This is a genomic window from Methylomonas sp. MED-D (assembly GCF_050276835.1).
GTDB classification, from domain to species: domain Bacteria; phylum Pseudomonadota; class Gammaproteobacteria; order Methylococcales; family Methylomonadaceae; genus Methylomonas; species Methylomonas koyamae_A.
Window position 1 is genome coordinate 2164337 of record NZ_CP189965.1, and the last position, 18207, is coordinate 2182543.

Below are 18207 nucleotides of genomic sequence, written 5' to 3' on the forward strand. Positions count from 1 at the left end.
CGATGAAGGTACTAACAGCCGTTTGGCTATTCATAGCCGCGTTGACCGCCGCAAACCCGGCCTGGGCCAAATACGAACTGGCGCCGGGCGACACCGTCCTAACCAATTGCCGCGACATCTACACCAAGGGCGTTATCAAGGCCAAGGTCGATGACGGCTACACCGTGCATTTTCCAAAGAACGCCGGCCCTATCCAATGTCCGCCGTTTCGGTGGCACGCCGAATTCGTATTGCCTTTCCAATCGGTGCCGGAATATCGGCTGAAGTTTTTGGGCGGCTTCAAAAAAGACATCGTGTTTCGGACCGGCGAAGCGGTGACGCTACGCTTCGAAGCCGATAAGCGTATCGTCAAGAGTCGGGCCGTCGTCGATATCGATGCCCAGATCACCGACATCAGCGCCAACGGCGCCATTGCCGTCAAATTGCTCAGTCAGGACCCCGAGGCGGCCGCCACCTTCTGGCAACAAGTCGGCAGCAATTATGTCGATGTGCGCCATAAAGCTCTGGAAGCCGAGCGCGACAAGCGCGCCCGCTGATCGACCGGTTTCAATCCCTGACCCAGTTCTCCACCAGCCGGCTGGGAATATGTGCCGACTCGCTGGAACGGGGGTAATCCTTGCCGGCAATCACGCAGTACACCACCCGCAAGGTATCGCCCAATAGCAGCCAGGTGATTAGCATGAACAAGCCGGTCAAGCCGGCGTTCAGGTAATCGTTGAAAATCAGATGCGGCGCCTTGCCGGCCATGTCCGCGCTGAGCGTCCCGGCCTGCAGTTTGGCCGACAGGTCTTCGGCGTGGCTTAAAAAACCGATTCGTAAATCCGCCGAAAACAGTTTCTCCCAGGCCGCGCTGCTGGTAACCACGATCAGCCAGGACAAGGGCAGGGCGGTGACCCAAACGTATTTCAATTTGTTCGACTTCACCAAAATCGTGGTGCCGACGCACAGCGCGATCGCCGCCAGCATTTGATTGGCGATGCCGAACAAGGGCCACAAGCTATTGATGCCGCCCAGCGGATCGATGGTGCCCATGTACAGGAAATAACCCCAGGCCGCGACCACTGCGCCGCTGGTCAAAATAATGCTGGCGTAATGATTGGTCTGGCCGGCGCCGATGCCGAAGTTGCCCAGCATGTCCTGCAACATAAAGCGGGCCACTCGGGTGCCGGCGTCCAACGTGGTCAGAATGAACAAGGCTTCGAACATGATCGCGAAGTGGTACCAGGCCGCCAGCATGTTTGCGCCGAAAACTTGCGCAAACAAATTGGCCATGCCGACCGCCAACGACGGCGCACCGCCGGTCCGGGCAAACAGCGTCGATTCGCCCATGGTTTGCGCCAATCGCTGCATTTGCTCGACACCGACCGGAAAGCCCCAACTGCTGATTTTGGCGACCGCATCGGCCGCATTCGCGCCGACGATGCCCGCCGGGCTGTTGATCGCGAAATACACGCCGGGTTCAAGCACGCTGGCCGCGATCATCGCCATGATGGCGACAAAGGATTCCATCATCATCGCCCCGTAGCCGATAAAGCGGGCATCGGTTTCGTTAGCCAGCAGCTTGGGCGTGGTACCGGACGCGATCAACGAATGAAAACCGGAAATTGCGCCGCAGGCAATCGTAATAAACACAAACGGAAATAACTTACCGCCGAAAATCGGCCCGCTGCCGTCCACGAACTGGGTCAAGGCCGGCATCTTCAAATCCGGGCGCAACACGACGATAGCCACCGCCAGCGCCGCGATCGTGCCCAGTTTCATGAAGGTGGACAAATAATCGCGCGGCGCCAATAACAGCCAGACCGGCAACACCGCCGCCGCGAAGCCGTACAAGATCACCATCACCGCCAATTGCGGCGCATCGTAATCGAACCAAGCGCGCAAGGTCGGATTCTCGTCTATCCAGCCGCCGCCGACTACCGCGAAGATCAACAACGACACGCCGATCAAGGTCGCCTCGGCGACCCGGCCGGGCCGCAGATTATGCAAATACAGCCCCATCAATACCGCGATCGGAATCGTCGCCGCCACCGTGGATGTCGCCCACGGACTGTGCTTCATCGCGTTGACCACCACCAGGCCCAGCACCGCGATCAAGATCACCATGATCATCATCACGCCTATCATCGCCGCGCCGCCGCCGATGGCGCCGAGTTCATCCTTCGCCATTTGCCCCAGCGAGCGCCCGTCGCGGCGCACCGAGAAAAACAAGGTCACGAAGTCCTGCACGCAACCGCCCAACACCGCGCCGATCAAAATCCACAGCGTGCCGGGCAAATAGCCGAATTGCGCCGCCAGGGTCGGGCCGATCAACGGGCCGGGGCCGGCAATTGCCGCGAAATGATGGCCGAACACCACCCATTTGTGGGTCGGCATAAAGTCGCGGCCGTCGTCGAAACGTTCGGCCGGTGTGGCCCGGCCGGCATCCAGCATCAACACCTTGGCGGCGATGAACGCGCTGTAAAAACGGTAGCCCAAGGCGTAAACGCAGATCGCGGCGACGATGATCCACAAGCTATTAATGGTTTCGCCGCGTTGTAGCGCAATGCCGGCCACGGCAACGGCGCCGATCGCGGCGATGACTATCCACAGTAAATTAACGGGTAAGCGTGAGCTTGAGCTCGGCATGACCAAATCCTTGATGGTGCAAATGAAAAATGTGAGGGCAATCATGGTATCACGACGGCGGAATCGCCTGAAACCGTGAAGCTTTCCGGATGGGCATCGTGCGGGGAGGGTGGCGCAATAATGGAGGGAACCGCGGTGCGGTCTCGATCGGCTCTCACCGCGAAACTGGAAACGACCTTGCTGGCCGATTATGATAGAGTCCAGTCCAGGTGCTTATGTCGAATGGTTGTGCGTAAACGACATGCCTTGGTTGATTCGGCAGACTCGTGACTCGATCGATTAGGGGCTGTTGCCGTTTTACATGGGTAACCAAATAAAAGCGCAGGCCAAAGCGACGAGGCTTTCAAAATTGCGTTTCAATTTGTCATATCGCGTCGCGATGGCTCTGAAATGTTTCAGTCGCGCAAAGACATTTTCAACGAGGTGGCGATATTTGTAGAGGCACCAATCCATTCCGTCATTCCCGATGGTTGAATTCTGTTTTCTAGGAATGATGGGCACACTCCCTTTCTCTCGAATTTGAGTCCGTAAGGGTTCACTGTCATAACCTTTGTCAGCAACCGTGTAGTTAGCCAAAGGCAGTTTAGCCACTAATTTCGGTGCTTCTTTGCAGTCATGGACTTCACCACCGGTAACCGAGAAATGAATAGGAAGCCCGCAGGCATCAACGGCCATATGGATTTTCGTAGTGTTACCCGCGACTGATTTCCCAATCGCGGCATCCTGTTCATGGGCCGCGCCACTACTATGCTGATGCGCTTTCACGATACTGCCGTCAATAAAGGTCCATTCCAAATCCGGTTCCACAATCAGTCCCCGAAAGATGCCCATCAGTTTTTCTTGACGCGACCAAGCATTGAATCGTTTGTAAACGGCATTCCACTTGCCAAACGTTGCAGGCAGGTCTCTCCAGGGACAACCGACTCGCATGCGATAAAAAATCCCTTCTACCGTTTGCCGGAGCGATGGCTTGTCATAAATCCCTAACAGGCTGTTGAAATTTGCCGATATACCTTCGGTTTCGACGCCATTTTCCGAAGCACCGGGTGGTCTGGAAGCCTGATTGGGCCTCAAAAACCGGTTTTAGCCGGTTATATTCACCCCGAAGGGGGTCAATTCCGCCTTTGGGCGGATTTCAGGCGTACTAGCGCCTAGGCGGTCGTGTAACGCCAGCCGAAAATGGCGCCCATCCGCGTTAGGTTATAGGCCGCAAACGTAAAAATCGCTTGCGCGGCGACTTTCTTCAAACCCCGGAATTTGGTCTGCCGTAGTGGGCCAACGGTCTTGGCCCAACCGAAGACCTCTTCGATCCGCTTACGGATTTTGAGGCTTTTGCGGTAGCCGTTGTGTCGGGTGGTGCGGCCGTCGATGGCCGAGCCTTTGTCCTTGCTGGCGACATGCGGGGTCACCTTGCGCTGGCGTAGATTGGCGACAAAGTCTTGGGTGTCATAGTTTTTATCGGCACCCAAGGTCGCGCCCGGCTTGTGGATCGTACGCTTGACCATGGTTTGAGCCGCTTCGCGTTCCGCTGTTCCCTTGGCCTGAGTGACTTCGACATCGACCACCAGGCCGTTACGGTTTTCCATCAAAGCATGACCAAGAAATGCCAACTGCGATTTGTCGCCCTCGCTCTTTTTGTACAGCCGCGCATCGGGATCGGTACGTGATACGTGAGTCTCGTTACTGCGCTGCTCGCCCTTGAAGTTGACCGTGGGATTACGGCCGCCGTCTTCCGGCGGAGGGGTCGAGCCGTCTTTTTTGACGAAACTCTTGTGCGAGGCCCAGGCCTGAATCAGCGTACCGTCCACGGAAAAATGTTCGTCGGACAGCAACTTTTGCCAGTCCGCCAAGACCAACACCCGTTCGAAAAACAAACGACTGATGCGCTCGTTCAGCAAGCGGTCGCGGTTGGCGCTGAAGGTGGAGTGGTCCCACACGGCGTCATCCATGGTCAAGCCGACGAACCAGCGGTAAAGCAGATTGAAGTCGATATGCTCCACCAACTGCCGCTCCGAGCGGATGGAAAACAAGACTTGCAGCAGGCTGGCGCGTAACAGGCGCTCCGGCGGAATGGAATCCCGGCCGCGACGGGCGTAGAGCGCATCGAACTCGTCATCCAATGTGGCCAGCAACAGATCGACCACTTTGCGCAGCTTGCGGAGCGGATGTTTTTTTGGAATCCGTTCTTCCAGGGTTCGGTAACTGAACAGTTCTTCTTGGGTAATGTCGGCGCCGCGCATGGATTCGATGGAATATGTGGAAAACAAAAGCATTTTACCATGAATAACAACGTGTTACGAATATATCCAGCACCTAACTCAACGAATCAATGCGGCTTGCGGGGGAGATAAAATCAACAGCCTGCTAGGCTTAACATGATGGCTTTGAGTTTATTCCAGTATTCATCCGTAAATAGCTGTCGGGGCATCGGTTGCTTGTCTTTTGATTGAAAAATCAATCTAATGAGGCAGAGCCGCTCAATTTCAAGGCTATTGTTTCAAAATGGCAACAGCCCCTATTTGCTCATGGATAGACTGGGAACGACCCAAAAGCGACATTTGGCGTTGGCTAAGCTGAGAGTCTGGTTTTGCTTAAAATAAAATCAATACATGGCTATGTTTTTCTTAAGGTGATAGTATCCTGAACTATAGAATTCATAGCGAATATAAACGGTGAAAATTTGCCAGCCAGCCAATTTAGGTTGGGCAGACGGTTGTTATTTGTAAAGTAGCAGAAACACCTCGGCCCCCACCGCTAATGGAAGCTGACCGTATACCACCGATTATTGGCATCGGCGCATCAGCAGGGGGACTGGAAGCGCTCGAACAATTCTTTCGTCATGTTCCATCAGTCTGTGGCGCAGGATTCGTGGTTATCCAGCATCTTGATCCGACTCGCAAAGGCATCGCCTGAATTGTTGCAGCGGGTCACATCGATGAAGGTCGAGCAGGCTGAAGAAGGCATGAAGGTCAAAGCCGATTACGTCTATGTCATTCCCTCTAATAAAGACTTATCTATTCTCCAGGGCAAATTGCATTTGCTCGAGCCCACCGCTCGACGCGGATTGCGATTGCCGATTGATTATTTTTTTCATGCTCTCGCAGATGACCAACACGAACGCGCCATCGGTGTGATTCTGTCGGGCATGGGCTCCGACGGTACTGAAGGTTTGCGCGCCATCAAAGAAAATGCCGGGTTGGCATTGGTGCAATCCCCGGATTCCGCCAAATTTGATGCAATGCCACACAGCGCTATCGATGCGGGTTTGGCGGATATTGTCGTCACTCCGGACGCGCTTTGGGATCATATAGTCACCTATCTCCGACAAGGGCTCCGCGGTGAGTACGTGGCGTCCGAACCCGTCTTAGCGCTGAAATCACAAAGCAGCCTCGAACAAATCATCGCTTTACTGCGCTCACGCACGGGCAACGATTTTTCCTTATACAAGAAAAACACCCTCTATCGCCGTATTGAACGGCGCATGGGGTTACACCAGATCAGCACGATTGCTCAGTACGTTCAGTATCTGCACAAAAATGTGCAAGAGCAGGATCTGCTGTTCAAGGAATTACTGATTGGTGTGACCAATTTTTTTAGGGATGCTCCCGTATGGGAGCAGCTTAAAAATCATGTCATTCCGGCTCTGCTCGCTGAATACCGTACTCAGGATAATGTCATTGACGGCGTGGTCATCACCTTTATCGACATATCTGAAACTAAAAGGCTGGAAGCTCAACTCAGAGGAGATGGGGTATGAAAAAACAACCAGACCTTACTCGAAATCCAGATGAGCTGAGGCGTCAGGCCGAACAGCGGCTGACGACCAAACCCGAAATCGTCCCGGCATCGCCTAGTGACGAAAAACGGCTGGTGCATGAACTGCAGGTGCATCAGATTGAGCTGGAGATGCTGTATGAAAACCTGCGGTATGCGCAGGACGAACTGGAAAAATCCTGGGCCAGTTATTTCGATTTATACGATTTGGCCCCCGTGGGTTATCTGACTATCAGTGATCGCGATGTCATCCTGAATGCCAATCTGACCGCGACATCTCTGCTCGGCGTTACTCGCAAAGCTTTGCTCAAAAAGCTCTTGACTCAATTTATACTGGATACGGACCAGGATGTTTACTACTTACATCGTCAACAGTAGACGGAGACCGGCAACCCCCAGATATTTGAACTGCGTCTTATTAAACAGGATGGCGCGGCCTATTGGTCGCGGCTGGAAATGAACCGCTCGGTCGGCACTGACAAAAATCAACTGTTTCGTGTCGTAATGATCGATATCAGCCAACAAAAAGCCAACGACGATTATCTACGTCAGGCTGCGGCGATGTTCGAATCAGCTCGAGAAGGGGTCATGGTGACGGATGCGGGTTCCCGGATACTGGTCGTCAATCGGGCTTTCAGTGAGCTAACCGGTTATTCGGCTACTGAAGTGATAGGACAAACGCCGCAATTCCTCAAGTCGGGTCGGCAGGCTACGGTGTTTTATCGGCTCATGTGGGCTGAAATCGATAAAACCGGCTACTGGCAAGGCGAAATCTGGAATCGGCGCAAGAACGGCGAGATTTATCCGCAAATGCTTAGCATCAGTGCGGTACGCAATGAACATCAGCAGGTGACGCATTATGTCGGCGTGTTTTCCGACATCACTCAACTCAAGGACGCGGTTAATCGCCTGGATTATCTGGCGCATCATGATCCATTGACGGACCTGCCCAACCGTTTATTGTTATTCGCACGTCTGGAGCACTGCATCGAGTTGTCAAATCGTGAACGTAAATCGGCCGCGTTGTTAATGCTGGATCTGGATCGATTCAAGGACGTCAACGACAGCTTTGGTCATCTGGCCGGTGACGAACTGCTGCAAAAGGTCGCTGAACGTTTAACCAGCCGCTTGCGGGGTGTGGATACGGTAACCCGGCTGGGTGGCGATGAATTTGCATTGTTGTTGGAGGATTTGTCGCATCCGCAGGATGCAGCGCTGGTGGCCACCGAGATTATAGAAGCTCTCAGCGATCCCTGGCGCTTGTCCAACGGTGTGGAAGTTCGTATTGGAGTCAGCGTTGGCATCAGCTTGTTTCCCGAGCATGGCGAAACGTCCGAAGAATTGCTGCAGCATGCCGATGCCGCCCTTTATCGCGCCAAAAATGAAGGCCGGGGTAACTTTAGATACTTTTCTGAGGATCTGACTGAGGCGGCTAAACGCCGCATCAACCTGGAATCGTTATTGCGACGCGCGATCACCAAAGCAGAATTACGGGTGCATTATCAACCTCAGGTAGACCTGCGTACCGGTGCCATCATCGGTGCAGAAGCCTTGTTACGCTGGCAAAATAGCGACGAAGGCATGATACCGCCCAGTCAGTTTATTTCGGTGGCGGAAGAAACGGGGCTGATTGGCGAGATTGGTGAATGGGTACTATTGGAGGTTTGCCGACAAGGCAAGCACTGGCTCGAAGCCGGCATTCCGCCGCTCACTTTGGCTGTGAATTTGTCGCCCTATCAATTTCGGCATGGTGATATCGTCGCTAGTGTGGTCGCCATACTCAACGAAACGGGGTTTCCGGCAGAGCGTCTGGAATTGGAACTAACGGAAAGTACACTGATGGCTAGGGAATCCGAAACCGTGGATATACTCCGGCAATTAAGGTTTTTAGGCGTACGTCTGGCCATTGACGACTTCGGTACTGGTTATTCTTCCCTGGCCTATCTTAAACGCTTCCCGCTGGACACCCTGAAAATTGATAAGTCGTTTATTGATGACATTCCACAACTGGAAGACGACAATGAAATCGCTGCAGCCATTATTGGAATGGCTCACACGTTACGATTAAAAGTCTTGGCTGAAGGCGTAGAAACCGAAGAGCAGCTTAACTTTCTGAAAGAGCACGGCTGCGATTTTTATCAAGGCTATTACAAAAGCCCGGCGGTTCCTGCTGAAACATTTGTTGGCCTTTTGCAATAGTTTACATAACGTCGCTGTGAGTTGTAAGCATCAATGTTGAACTTAATCTAAGGCGTAAGTGGAGGTTCAATGGCCTGGGTTTTGGCTATAAAAACAAGGCGAGCCCTAGGCTCGCCTTGATTAAATTGCTAATTTATTAGCAGTAATGTATTTTGATTCAGCAATGCTTTTTAGTGGTGGTCACCTCCACGCTGCCCGGCTTTTACAGAGGACTGAATTGAGTCCACCGAAAACTGTAATAATTGTCCATTTTGACTGCCATCTTTTTGAATCCAACCATAAGTTAATGTTGGGCCTGCGTCAAATTTAGACAAATCAAATGACAATGGTAACTTAGTATTCTTTAAAGCGCCTTTGCTGCCGGATTTGCTCGAAAGATTAATTCCTGCCGAACCCTCTGAATAAAGCTCGTTATCTAACAATATTGAATTTCCGGCGATGTTTGCCATGTCCTCGACATTACCACCTTGATTGTTGAAAACTGTAATGGTAATTCCTTTGGACATCACAAAATGGTCGCCAACGCTTACGGACATTACAAACGGTGCCGGAATACTATAAGAAGCGTAATTAGGCAATGACAAGTCTTGGGGTTGGCTCTCGTAAGATAAAACACCAGTAACCGTATCTCCTATTGTAGCGAGACTGCCACCATAAACGACTGTCCCGGTAAATTTAAGTGTTGCCAATTCAGCTCGTGCAAAACCGGATACGAAAATTAATGCAGATGCCAAAACTGACAATGTTTTAGTTGGAAGCATAAATACCTTCTAATGAGGGTTGAAAAATTGAGAAGTATGAAAACTAAAATGTGACTAATAATCACCAAAAGCGCAATTTTCTGAACTGCATGAAAGAGGCGTTTTTACGTGTGCTCAAATAAAGCAACGCGATAATAAGAAGGATAGCCGTAACTTATTGTGCGCCCACTCACATTGACCACTAATCATTCCGCATCAGTTTGGATTTGTGACTCAAGCCCATAGGCTGTGCGTATCTATCGGATCGGCGCTTGAAACTCCATTGCCGCGAGTGCCGGAAATACGCTGTTGGTGGCTGGCGTTGTTGGGAAGGGATGGGAAGCTAGTAGTGGGTTAAAACGCCAATGGTCTTTCAATTGCTATTGTTAGTTTGATGATGGAACGGTCGTTCTTTCGATTATGCTAGTGCTGCATCAAGGCCGGGCAAGGTCTGTCGGACGCGCTGTATGCCGACTATAGTCACGCAATCGCCCGCTTTTGATCGTTACCTGAGCAGCCATTGCGGCATCTTCGACTGTCTGGCCGTGCCGCCTGCGGTGATCGTCCTATCGGAAATAGCAATATTAACGCTGCCCCGTTCGCGCTACGTTTATTTCAGTTTTGTCTTCCGGCACGATTTCGATGTCTGCGACCCGTTACTGCTAGCTTGTCGGTTCTACGCGCGACGGCGGCTGTTCTTGTCCATAGTCTTATGGGTCAAAAAAATTAGGTTTAAATGCATGTAAGCGTTAAAACAGCTAGCAAAAAAAATCATTCATTTCCCTGAAAATTGTCTGCGCTTTAGCACTCGAACTGAGCTGGCATTCGGTGTGTTTGGCAATCCGTTTAAGGAGATTTGGATGACTTAAAATTTAATTCCAATCAGTTTTACGACAGCGCGCTCGCTGAAATCGATGCGGCGCTGGGTGTTTTGGAAAACCACTTCTCCAGTTTTCTTAGCCTATCGCTCGACGAGCGGCGCAATCTGGCCAAGATGGGCAATAAGACCGACGCCTTTTGCCGGCAGACTCTGATCGTCTCCAGTCAAAATCGGCAAGCCTTGCCGCCGAGCCTGGATATGGGGGAAGCCGTGGCCGACTTGACCCGCGCCCGGTTTACCGTGCGTAGCGGTCGGTTCGCGAGTTTGGCGGGCCGTGTTGCTCGCTAATAGGCGATTGCCACCGGATGCCCGGACCCAATCGAAAGGCATTTCGCCTTGCGCGCAAGGCAAAAAGCCATTCGCGTAAGTCTCCGAGTCCCAATCGCAAGGCTACTCGCCTTGCACGCAACTCTAAAAGCCTTGCGCGCAAGGCAAAAAGCCATTCGCATAAGTCTCCGAATCCCAATCGCAAGGCTACTCGCCTTGCACGCAACTCTAAAAGCCTTGCGCGTAAGGCAAAAAGCCATTCGCATAAGTCTCCGAATCCCAATCGCAAGGCTACTCGCCTTGCACGCAACTCTAAAAGCCTTGCGCGCAAGGCAAAAATCTATTCGCGCAAGCCTCCGAGTCCCAATCGCAAGGCTCCGTGCCTAGCTCGCAATTCTAAAAGCCTTGCGCGCAAGGCAAAAAGCTATTCGCGCAAGGCAAAAAGCTATTCGCGCAAGTCTCGGAATCCCAATCGCAAGGCTAAAAGTCTTTCGAGCAAGCGAACTAGAATCGCCGGCAGGGTATAAAACGATTAATCCAGTCCGAAATTGGGGTGTGTCCCAAATTTTGTGTAAACGGAGGTATAGCTTCACGGCAGTTGGAGTGTGGTTGCCTGCAATGCGTTGAGAATGCTTGGGTAGTCGAAATTTTCCGCCAACTTCGACAGGTTTTTGTAGAGGACTAAATCGTAAGGGAGAACTTGCTCGATCACCGTGTTGATATGTTCTTGTTCCAGGCTTTTTAACGCCTGGATGAGTTCGTTGCGTAATTCTTGGGGCAATACGGATAGTCTTTCAGTCGTCAATTGCAGGGTATCCGGTTCGGTCGGCTGCGAGTCGGTATAAATATATTGCACGCCTAATTGTCTGGTCAGACATTCGTAGATTTCGTTAAAGCGGTAGGGTTTGCGCACGAAGTCGTCCATCCCCGCATCCTGCATTTCTTGCTGCTGTTCCTTGAAGGCCGAGGCGGTGACGGCGACGATCTTTACCGTTTGACCATCTTGCAATTGACGCAGGCGTTTGGTGGCTTCTATGCCGTCCATGATCGGCATGCGCCTATCCATCCAGATCAAGTCGGGGCGCCATTCTTGGAACACGTCCAAACATTGCCGGCCGTTCTCCACTATTTTCACGACGAAGCCTAAGTCTGTCATCAGGCGGCTGAGCAGCAACTGATTCTCCCGTTGATCCTCGACAATCATGATTCGATACCGAGGCGTTCCTGGTATCGGACTCACCACTTCGCCGGGTGTTCGAATTTCCGGTCCGTGAATATCGGCAGGGCTTGCCAGTTCCAGCGGCAAATCCACCCGGAACAGCGATCCCTTACCCGGCGTACTCTCGACGGCGATGCTACCGCCCATCATCCGCACAAACTGGCGGGTGATGGTCAGGCCCAAGCCGGTGCCGCGTTGTCCGCCTCCTTCCGTCAGCTGTACGAAAGGCTCGAATAGGCGCTGATGATCTTCAGGCGCGATGCCGGGTCCGGTGTCCTCGACTTCGATCAATATGTGCTGGCGGGCGTTGTTCTTGACGCCCAAACGCAGCGTCACGCCGCCCTGCTCGGTGAATTTCACGGCGTTATTGATCAAATTAATGATGATTTGACGAATGCGGGCTTCATCGGCCTTGATATAGCGCGGGAACTCGGATGACTGATCCAGGGTCAGCGACAAGCCTTTTTCCCGAGCGCGGAGTTGCATCATTTCAGTGACTTCCCGCACTAGCCCGCCTAAATCGAAGGCGGTGGTTTCCAGTTGCAGCCGTCCGGCTTCGATCTTGGCGACTTCCAGTACGTCGTTGATCAGGGTCAAGAGATGTTCGCCGCTGCGGTTGACGATATCGAGGTTTTCGCGCTGGTGTTCGGTTAGATGCGGATCGCGGCGCATGATATTGGAGAATCCGAGTATGGCATTCATCGGTGTGCGTAGTTCATGGCTCATATTGGCCAGGAATATGCTTTTGGCCTTGTTAGCGGCTTCGGCGGCATCTCGTGCTAACAACAGTTCCGAGGTCCGTTGCCGAACGGTATCCTCCAACCGGTCCTTGTAGCTCAACAACTCGGCCTCTGCCTGTTTGCGCTCGGTAATATCCAATGAGGTACCGATAAAGCGCACCGGTCGCCCATCCTCGTCGAAATAAGGCTCGCCGCGTTCATGGATGTGTTTCACGCGGCCATCCGGGAATAGCAGTCTGTGCTCGACCTGATACAAGCTTTTATCGATGATCGCCTGGTTATAGGCTAATGTCACCTTGTCTCGGTCTTCGGGGTGCACCGTCGCTAAGAATGCGGCAAACGTCGCTTCAAATTGCGTCTTGTCGATCTCCCAAATACGGAATATTTCGTCGCTCCAAATCAACACATCGTTGATCATATCCACATCCCAGCTACCAATGTGGCCAATACGTTGCGCCTCTTCCAGCGCCGACTGACTACGTTGCATCGCTTCCTGGATCCGCTTGCGCTCGGTAATGTCCATGTTGGTGCCAATCATGCGCAGAGGCTTGCCTTCGCTATTCTGTATCGTCTGCGAGTCCGCCTTGATATAGCGGCAGGAGCCATCCGGATGAATGATGCGGAATTCAGGCGAGTACTCGCGCTCGCCCCGCAGGGCGGCCTGAATTTCTCCGTCTATATACGCCTTGTCCTCCGGATGAATGGTCCGTATCCAAGCGTCGTAATCGCCACTGAAGCCGCCTCGTTGAATACCGTAGAGTTGGTACATCGAGTCATCCCACACCAACTCGTTCTTGACGATATCCCAGTCCCATATGCCGATCTTGGCGACGCGTGTGGCCAGTTGCAAGCGCTCCGACGAAAGACTCAAAGCTTCGTCGGCCAGCTTACGCTCGGTGATGTCTATCGCCACGCCATCCCACACCGTTAGATCATTGACCAATCTGGGTCGGGAATTTATCTGAAACCAACGGTTTGTTCCATTAGCATGCAAAAACGGCAGTTCTATTGAGAAATCGCTTAATCTCCTGGCGCTGTCTGCTTCCGCTTCCTCAAGCAAAACCTTATATTGCGGGTCTAATTGAGTTAATAGCAATGCGGAATGCTTCAGAACTTGTTCCGCTTTTAGTCCATGCGCCTTTTCAACGCCGGCGCTGATAAATTTAAATTCATGCTCGCCATCCGTGGAGATTGTATATTGAAAAATATAGCCATTGGGTAAGTTGTTACCAATGGAACGCAGTTGCTCTTCGTTGGATTTAACGATTTGCAAAAGGTGAAAAGTCGAAACTTTCTCATTTTTTAACTTAATGTTCAGTATTTTTATTCTAACAGTCGTTACCAGCAATGCCAGTACAATGACGCCGAATACAATAATTTGCCAAGAATATTGCTTCAAAAAATCCAGTAGGGTGATTCGATCGATGCGATCGTACGGAGGGGCGTGTATTGCATGTAAAAGTTCGTACACCGGGGAATAATTGGCAGGCAGATCAAAGCCGCCAATAGTTAGCTTATCGATTAACTCCCGGTTGTTGTTCATGGAGAGCAGCGTGCTCACCAAGTCGCGTTTTAACTGTGGGTCGATATTGCTGACGGACACTAGCGGCCACTCCGGGTACAATATCGTCGAATGTCGATAAGGGTAGCCAGGAGAATTCATGGCATGAATGATTTTAACGCGATTGAGATCGACTTTATTCTCCTCGGCCATATGCTCCAAAATACCGGAGCGGATAAACCCAACCTCCGCTCTGCCGGCGAGCACTTCTTCAACGACTTTATCCTGCGGCATGCCGGTAAAAACGATATCTTTCGGATTAGGTAAATCTAAGCCCTCCGCCTTAAACAGGTATAGCTGCGCCTGGTAACCCCCCAGCGAATCTTCAAAAACGGCTGCTATTTTGCGGTTTTTAATGTCGGCTAAAGAGTTAATATCCGTATGATCCTGAGTCGTGAATATGATGCCGCCAAAACTACTTAAACTGTAACTAGCTTCGCGATTAATTAAAGTTGCCAGCGGCTGAGTTAAGTTAAATTTATGCGAAAGCAATACATAATGCGAAGGGTTGGTCAACACAAACTCAAAACGGTTTTCTTCTATCGCCCGTACAAGTCCCGGATAATCGAGTACTTTTACCTCAAAATGATAACGTGGAAGCGATTTTGTCAAATATTCGGCCAAGTTATTCCATCTCGCCTGTTCCTGTGGGATGGGCCGAGGGGATAACATCCCGATGGTTACAAGCTCTTCTGCCGAAATAGCGGTGCAAAAAAGCAGTATGCAAAAAAATGAAATGACTTTTGCCGACATATTCTGTTTATAGGTATACGAGAGCTCAAGGAAATTGAATATGTTTATAAGCGTCTAGTAAAAATTTAACCGGAATTCGTGCTCCCAGTCGTCTAAACGCCACCGATTGCGCATAAGCGCTTTTTATCGGTCGTCCGGGCCATGAGCTCATTATTTTGCGCGGTCTACTGTCGAATTTTCCTCAAAAACCCCGGCATTTCCGTTCACCGTCGCATGTTCTAGCTATTTGGCCGCTAATCGGCAACCGCAGATCGGCAGGGAAGGCGAGTGCTTTGATCGCGTCGCGTTCGTCGCGCTTATCCGCCCATCGACCACCGCTTCGATGTTGATGATGTCCAGGCATGTCCCACCAAGGCCAACGAGGAATACGAGGTGAATTCTGTTTTTAACGCCGTCGGTTTGAAGCGGGCCATGACCAGTACGGTTCAAGGAGCCAATGGTAATTGTCCTATATATATCGTTCTGATGACTCATAAGCCTCGGTCAATTTGAACAAACGCCCTGACTGGCATGGCGGAGTATTGGCCTCCGCGATAAAAAAACCTGATCATCATAGTCTTTGCAGATCGAATAGGTGGTTGAATCGATGCCAACACTCGGCTAGATGGCGCGGCGAATCTTTGGACTTGGATCGCCAGAAGCCACACCGTTAGAGGCCGTTTGGTACCTTCAAACGGCGTCCCCGTTGGTCAGTGGCGCTGGGTGATGACAGGCCGTACATTGACAAAGTTTGCGGGTCTTGACCACGTTAAAACGATAACCACCATAACTTGGGTATTGAAAACCGGCGGTCATCGTGCCTGAAATAGGGTTTCGGCGTACTGGGCATCGGTAGTTTACAGCTTCAGAACATCCATCAAATCGAAGCCTTTTTGAAATTGGATCGGGTTCTTCTTAATGTCAGGATCCTGCAGTCGGACTAATACTTTCATCCGACTTATCGGAGACTTCTAAGTTGTTGAGGCTTATCGATAATCAGCTTGGACTATGGCATATGCCGCAACAATTAATTAGAACTGTGTCAAATCCCGTAGAGCGGACGGTCGAATGAATTAACAGGGGTGTTGGGTTTTTAATAAGTACATGAAATTTATAGTGATTGTTCTTTGGTCTTTTTATTGCTTTCCAGTAAGTGCTCTATTTTGAGCGCTAGCCAAACCTGTCGCGAGGCAGGGCCGGAAAGCCACGGGTCTTGTAGGCAAGATAGCCGGGTTGCTGTGTCACGGGTAGGGATGCCGGGAAAGACTGCTTTTGCCTTGAAGAGGGTTAAAGCAAGTGACGCACACACAGTTGAGAAGTTTATCCAGTCAACCCTTCTTTTTTGAAACAAGGTAATTAAATGAATTTGGAAATTAACGCAATACGCAAAACTAAACTCGCGGGATTGGCTATGATGTTGGCCGCCGCGACTCTGGCCCCGCAAACCGCTAGCGCGGCCCTAGTCTCAGGAACAGCGACCATCTCGCTAAACGGTGTTTGGAACTCGGCGTTTCTCGCTTCAGGATGGGCTCCGACGACTTTTTTCGATTCGTCCTTTAATAACACGATGATAAGCGGCTCTCTCGCCGGCGGAACCGCGATTAGCGGCTTTACCGGTGCTTTCGAGGCACCGATTAACACCAATACGACGACGATCGTCATCGGTGGTTTCGGTACCGCCGGCACCATTCAGGCGACGACGATGGATACCAGCAATTCCTCGGTCGGGGTTATCGGCCTTAGCGGCGCCTTCCGGTTTACCGCTCCTTCGCTGTCAACCTATCTGTCGTCCGAGGATTGGACGTTGCAAAAAATCGGCGGTGCATGGAACCTAGTGGACCACTCACCCGGCTTTCCGGACAACACCTTATTCCAACTGGTAAACGTTGTCGATAATCTGGCGACGACCGGCATGCTTGACGGCGACCTGCAGTTTTTGCCTGATCCGGCCCATCAAGCGGGTGGCTTTTCCTACTCGGGCTTTTTGGGTGCTACCGGAGCAAAACTCAGCACGACTATAGGTCATCTGAGCATCGCGCCGGTCGCGGCGGTACCTCTGCCAGCCGCGGCATGGTTGTTTGGCACCGCTTTGTTGAGTTTGTTCGGTATCAACCGCCGCAAAAACAGCATCAGCGCCTAAGTCGTTCATGGAATACGGCGTGGATTTAGCGCTAGATTGCCGCACGATGAGGCTTGCGGTATTCAAGATTAGAATTATTCCAATCGTTCTTGAAATTCATACATTGACTACTGTTGTAGTAGCGGCGTAAACGTTGCGAGAGCACGTCCATGCTTCCCCCTGAGCAGGATTTGGGCCAGGGGGTTGTTTTTTAGCGCTATCCTCCGTTTAAACCTTTTCGAAGATTTCTGATTTGATGGGCCCCTGCTTCAACTAAATGCCACAACCCTGTCAAATCAAACCAACTTAACCCAAATTTTAAGGGTCTCGCGCGGTGTTAGCGGAGAGGCTTTCCACGGCGCCCGACGCAAGATCGTGCCGACATTGCCGAGGCGTTTATATCCAAAAGGACGTATATCGCCAAAATGGTCTACAACCAGACGACTCGGGTAATGCCGGACGGCCCGACGGATAGTGCCTCTAGGCGAATTTATGGTTGGGAGCGTAAGAATGTTTAGCGCCCGCGTTACATCCACCAACAAGCGGCCGTGCCAATCGCCGAGACCCTATGCTTAGTTATTTTGGTCGCGCTCCGGGCCGTACGCTCTCATGAAAACGTCGACGGCGCGTTCGACCACGCCTTCGATCAAATCCGGCGTCAGTTCGTGCAGGATATTCAGCAACCAGGGTTCGAAGATCTCCGACTCCAGCAAACCGTGAAAATGCGCGGCCACCAGCTTCGGATCGGCCGGGCGCAGTCGACCCGCCGCGATGACTTCGCCAAAATACTGCTCTAAATATTTCATGCCTAATCCCGGCCCGCGTTCGTAATACAGACGACCGATTTGGCCCTTGCCGGATTCGGCAACAATCATGCGTTTTAACGCTAGCCGTTGCGGCGTGAAAAACACGCTCAATATTCGCTCGCCAAGCCGCTTTAAGGTGAAGGCTACATCTTCCGACGGTTGAAGCAGGGCGAGGGTCGAGCGAATTTCGTCGGGATCGAAATTGGTTTGTTCGCCGACGTAGATCGAGTGCATCTGATCCAAATGTTGATCTGCGGACGCTTCTATCAATTCCACGAATAATTCGTTTTTGGCACTGAAGTAGCTATACAAAGTTGCTTTCGATACGCCCGCCAGAGCGGCAATGTCCGCCATCGTGGCCCGTTCGAATCCCAATTTCTCGAAGGTGGTTTTTGCCGCATCCAAAATCGCTTGGCGACGCGCCGGGCTTTTCTTTCTCAAGTTCGACTCCTTAACTAGACCAATCGGTATATTTTTGTTTGACAAGCGCGCGGGGTCAAGCCTAATCTTAACTATACCGTTTAGTTTAGTTATTATTCAAA

13 protein-coding genes and 1 riboswitch are annotated in these 18207 nt (G+C 51.6%); of the genes, 7 read left to right on the forward strand and 6 right to left on the reverse strand.

All coding sequences use genetic code 11. The features are described 5' to 3' along the window. Nucleotides 1-2: 2 nt before the first annotated feature. Complete coding sequence (locus tag ACQE3E_RS09605) at nt 3-536, forward strand: hypothetical protein (protein ID WP_313728225.1); 534 nt, start codon at nt 3-5, stop codon at nt 534-536. 10 nt (nt 537-546) lie between these two features. Here ACQE3E_RS09605 and ACQE3E_RS09610 read toward each other — a convergent pair whose 3' ends face one another. From ACQE3E_RS09610 to ACQE3E_RS09620, 3 genes are all read right to left on the reverse strand, one after another. Further along, complete coding sequence (locus ACQE3E_RS09610; protein WP_313729449.1) at nt 547-2628, reverse strand: carbon starvation CstA family protein; 2082 nt, start codon at nt 2626-2628, stop codon at nt 547-549. A gap of 297 nt (nt 2629-2925) precedes the next feature. Further along, entirely contained in the window at nt 2926-3639 is a 714-nt protein-coding gene (locus tag ACQE3E_RS09615) for an IS5 family transposase (RefSeq protein WP_427501645.1), read from the reverse strand. 140 nt (nt 3640-3779) lie between these two features. Beyond that, nucleotides 3780-4868: an IS5 family transposase gene (locus ACQE3E_RS09620; RefSeq protein WP_427501646.1), complete on the reverse strand. Its 1089-nt coding sequence runs from the start codon at nt 4866-4868 to the stop codon at nt 3780-3782. Between the two features lie 517 nt (nt 4869-5385). Between ACQE3E_RS09620 and ACQE3E_RS09625 the strand changes: the two genes are divergently transcribed. The 4 genes from ACQE3E_RS09625 (at nt 5386) to ACQE3E_RS09640 (ending at nt 8601) form a co-directional block, all read left to right on the forward strand. Then, entirely contained in the window at nt 5386-5541 is a 156-nt protein-coding gene (locus ACQE3E_RS09625; RefSeq protein ID WP_427501555.1) for a chemotaxis protein CheB, read from the forward strand. A 49-nt stretch (nt 5542-5590) separates the two neighbouring features. Further along, a complete protein-coding gene (locus ACQE3E_RS09630) occupies nt 5591-6385 on the forward strand; it encodes a chemotaxis protein CheB (protein ID WP_427501647.1) in 795 nt (264 codons plus the stop codon). After that, nucleotides 6382-6780, forward strand: a complete 399-nt coding sequence (locus tag ACQE3E_RS09635; protein WP_427501556.1) for a hypothetical protein — start codon at nt 6382-6384, stop codon at nt 6778-6780. Before ACQE3E_RS09630 ends, ACQE3E_RS09635 begins: the two co-directional genes overlap by 4 nt. Before the next feature lie 78 nt (nt 6781-6858). Next, on the forward strand, nt 6859-8601 hold the full coding sequence (locus tag ACQE3E_RS09640) for a putative bifunctional diguanylate cyclase/phosphodiesterase (protein ID WP_427501557.1): 1743 nt from the start codon (nt 6859-6861) through the stop codon (nt 8599-8601). Between the two features lie 170 nt (nt 8602-8771). On the opposite strand, the gene ACQE3E_RS09645 is transcribed toward ACQE3E_RS09640, so the two are convergent. Further along, the gene (locus tag ACQE3E_RS09645) at nt 8772-9362 is read right to left on the reverse strand and encodes a hypothetical protein (RefSeq protein ID WP_313728221.1); all 591 of its coding nucleotides are present in this window, start codon (nt 9360-9362) and stop codon (nt 8772-8774) included. 835 nt (nt 9363-10197) lie between these two features. Here ACQE3E_RS09645 and ACQE3E_RS09650 point away from each other — a divergent pair. Next, nucleotides 10198-10509 carry a hypothetical protein gene (locus ACQE3E_RS09650; protein WP_427501558.1) on the forward strand — a complete coding sequence of 104 codons (312 nt, stop codon included), beginning with the start codon at nt 10198-10200 and terminating at the stop codon, nt 10507-10509. A 568-nt stretch (nt 10510-11077) separates the two neighbouring features. Here ACQE3E_RS09650 and ACQE3E_RS09655 read toward each other — a convergent pair. Next, nucleotides 11078-14761 carry a PAS domain-containing protein gene (locus tag ACQE3E_RS09655; RefSeq protein WP_427501559.1) on the reverse strand — a complete coding sequence of 1228 codons (3684 nt, stop codon included), beginning with the start codon at nt 14759-14761 and terminating at the stop codon, nt 11078-11080. 1142 nt (nt 14762-15903) lie between these two features. Further along, a riboswitch (cyclic di-GMP riboswitch) is annotated at nt 15904-15981 on the forward strand. A gap of 119 nt (nt 15982-16100) precedes the next feature. On the opposite strand from ACQE3E_RS09655, the gene ACQE3E_RS09660 reads away from it, so the two are divergent. Then, nucleotides 16101-16880 carry a hypothetical protein gene (locus ACQE3E_RS09660; RefSeq protein WP_427501560.1) on the forward strand — a complete coding sequence of 260 codons (780 nt, stop codon included), beginning with the start codon at nt 16101-16103 and terminating at the stop codon, nt 16878-16880. A 551-nt stretch (nt 16881-17431) separates the two neighbouring features. Here the strand turns inward: ACQE3E_RS09660 and ACQE3E_RS09665 are convergent. After that, the gene (locus ACQE3E_RS09665; protein WP_071159550.1) at nt 17432-18106 is read right to left on the reverse strand and encodes a TetR/AcrR family transcriptional regulator; all 675 of its coding nucleotides are present in this window, start codon (nt 18104-18106) and stop codon (nt 17432-17434) included. Nucleotides 18107-18207 lie beyond the last annotated feature (101 nt).

What these genes read in the sequence shown, in the direction of transcription:
- ACQE3E_RS09605 (WP_313728225.1), top strand. Translation starts at nt 3, where the DNA reads ATGAAGGTACTAACAGCCGTTTGGCTATTCATAGCCGCGTTGACCGCC.
- ACQE3E_RS09660 (WP_427501560.1), top strand. Translation starts at nt 16,101, where the DNA reads ATGAATTTGGAAATTAACGCAATACGCAAAACTAAACTCGCGGGATTG.
- ACQE3E_RS09640 (WP_427501557.1), top strand. Translation starts at nt 6,859, where the DNA reads ATGAACCGCTCGGTCGGCACTGACAAAAATCAACTGTTTCGTGTCGTA.
- ACQE3E_RS09625 (WP_427501555.1), top strand. Translation starts at nt 5,386, where the DNA reads ATGGAAGCTGACCGTATACCACCGATTATTGGCATCGGCGCATCAGCA.
- ACQE3E_RS09630 (WP_427501647.1), top strand. Translation starts at nt 5,591, where the DNA reads ATGAAGGTCAAAGCCGATTACGTCTATGTCATTCCCTCTAATAAAGAC.
- ACQE3E_RS09645 (WP_313728221.1), bottom strand. Translation starts at nt 9,362, where the DNA reads ATGCTTCCAACTAAAACATTGTCAGTTTTGGCATCTGCATTAATTTTC.
- ACQE3E_RS09655 (WP_427501559.1), bottom strand. Translation starts at nt 14,761, where the DNA reads ATGTCGGCAAAAGTCATTTCATTTTTTTGCATACTGCTTTTTTGCACC.
- ACQE3E_RS09610 (WP_313729449.1), bottom strand. Translation starts at nt 2,628, where the DNA reads ATGCCGAGCTCAAGCTCACGCTTACCCGTTAATTTACTGTGGATAGTC.
- ACQE3E_RS09635 (WP_427501556.1), top strand. Translation starts at nt 6,382, where the DNA reads ATGAAAAAACAACCAGACCTTACTCGAAATCCAGATGAGCTGAGGCGT.
- ACQE3E_RS09620 (WP_427501646.1), bottom strand. Translation starts at nt 4,868, where the DNA reads ATGCGCGGCGCCGACATTACCCAAGAAGAACTGTTCAGTTACCGAACC.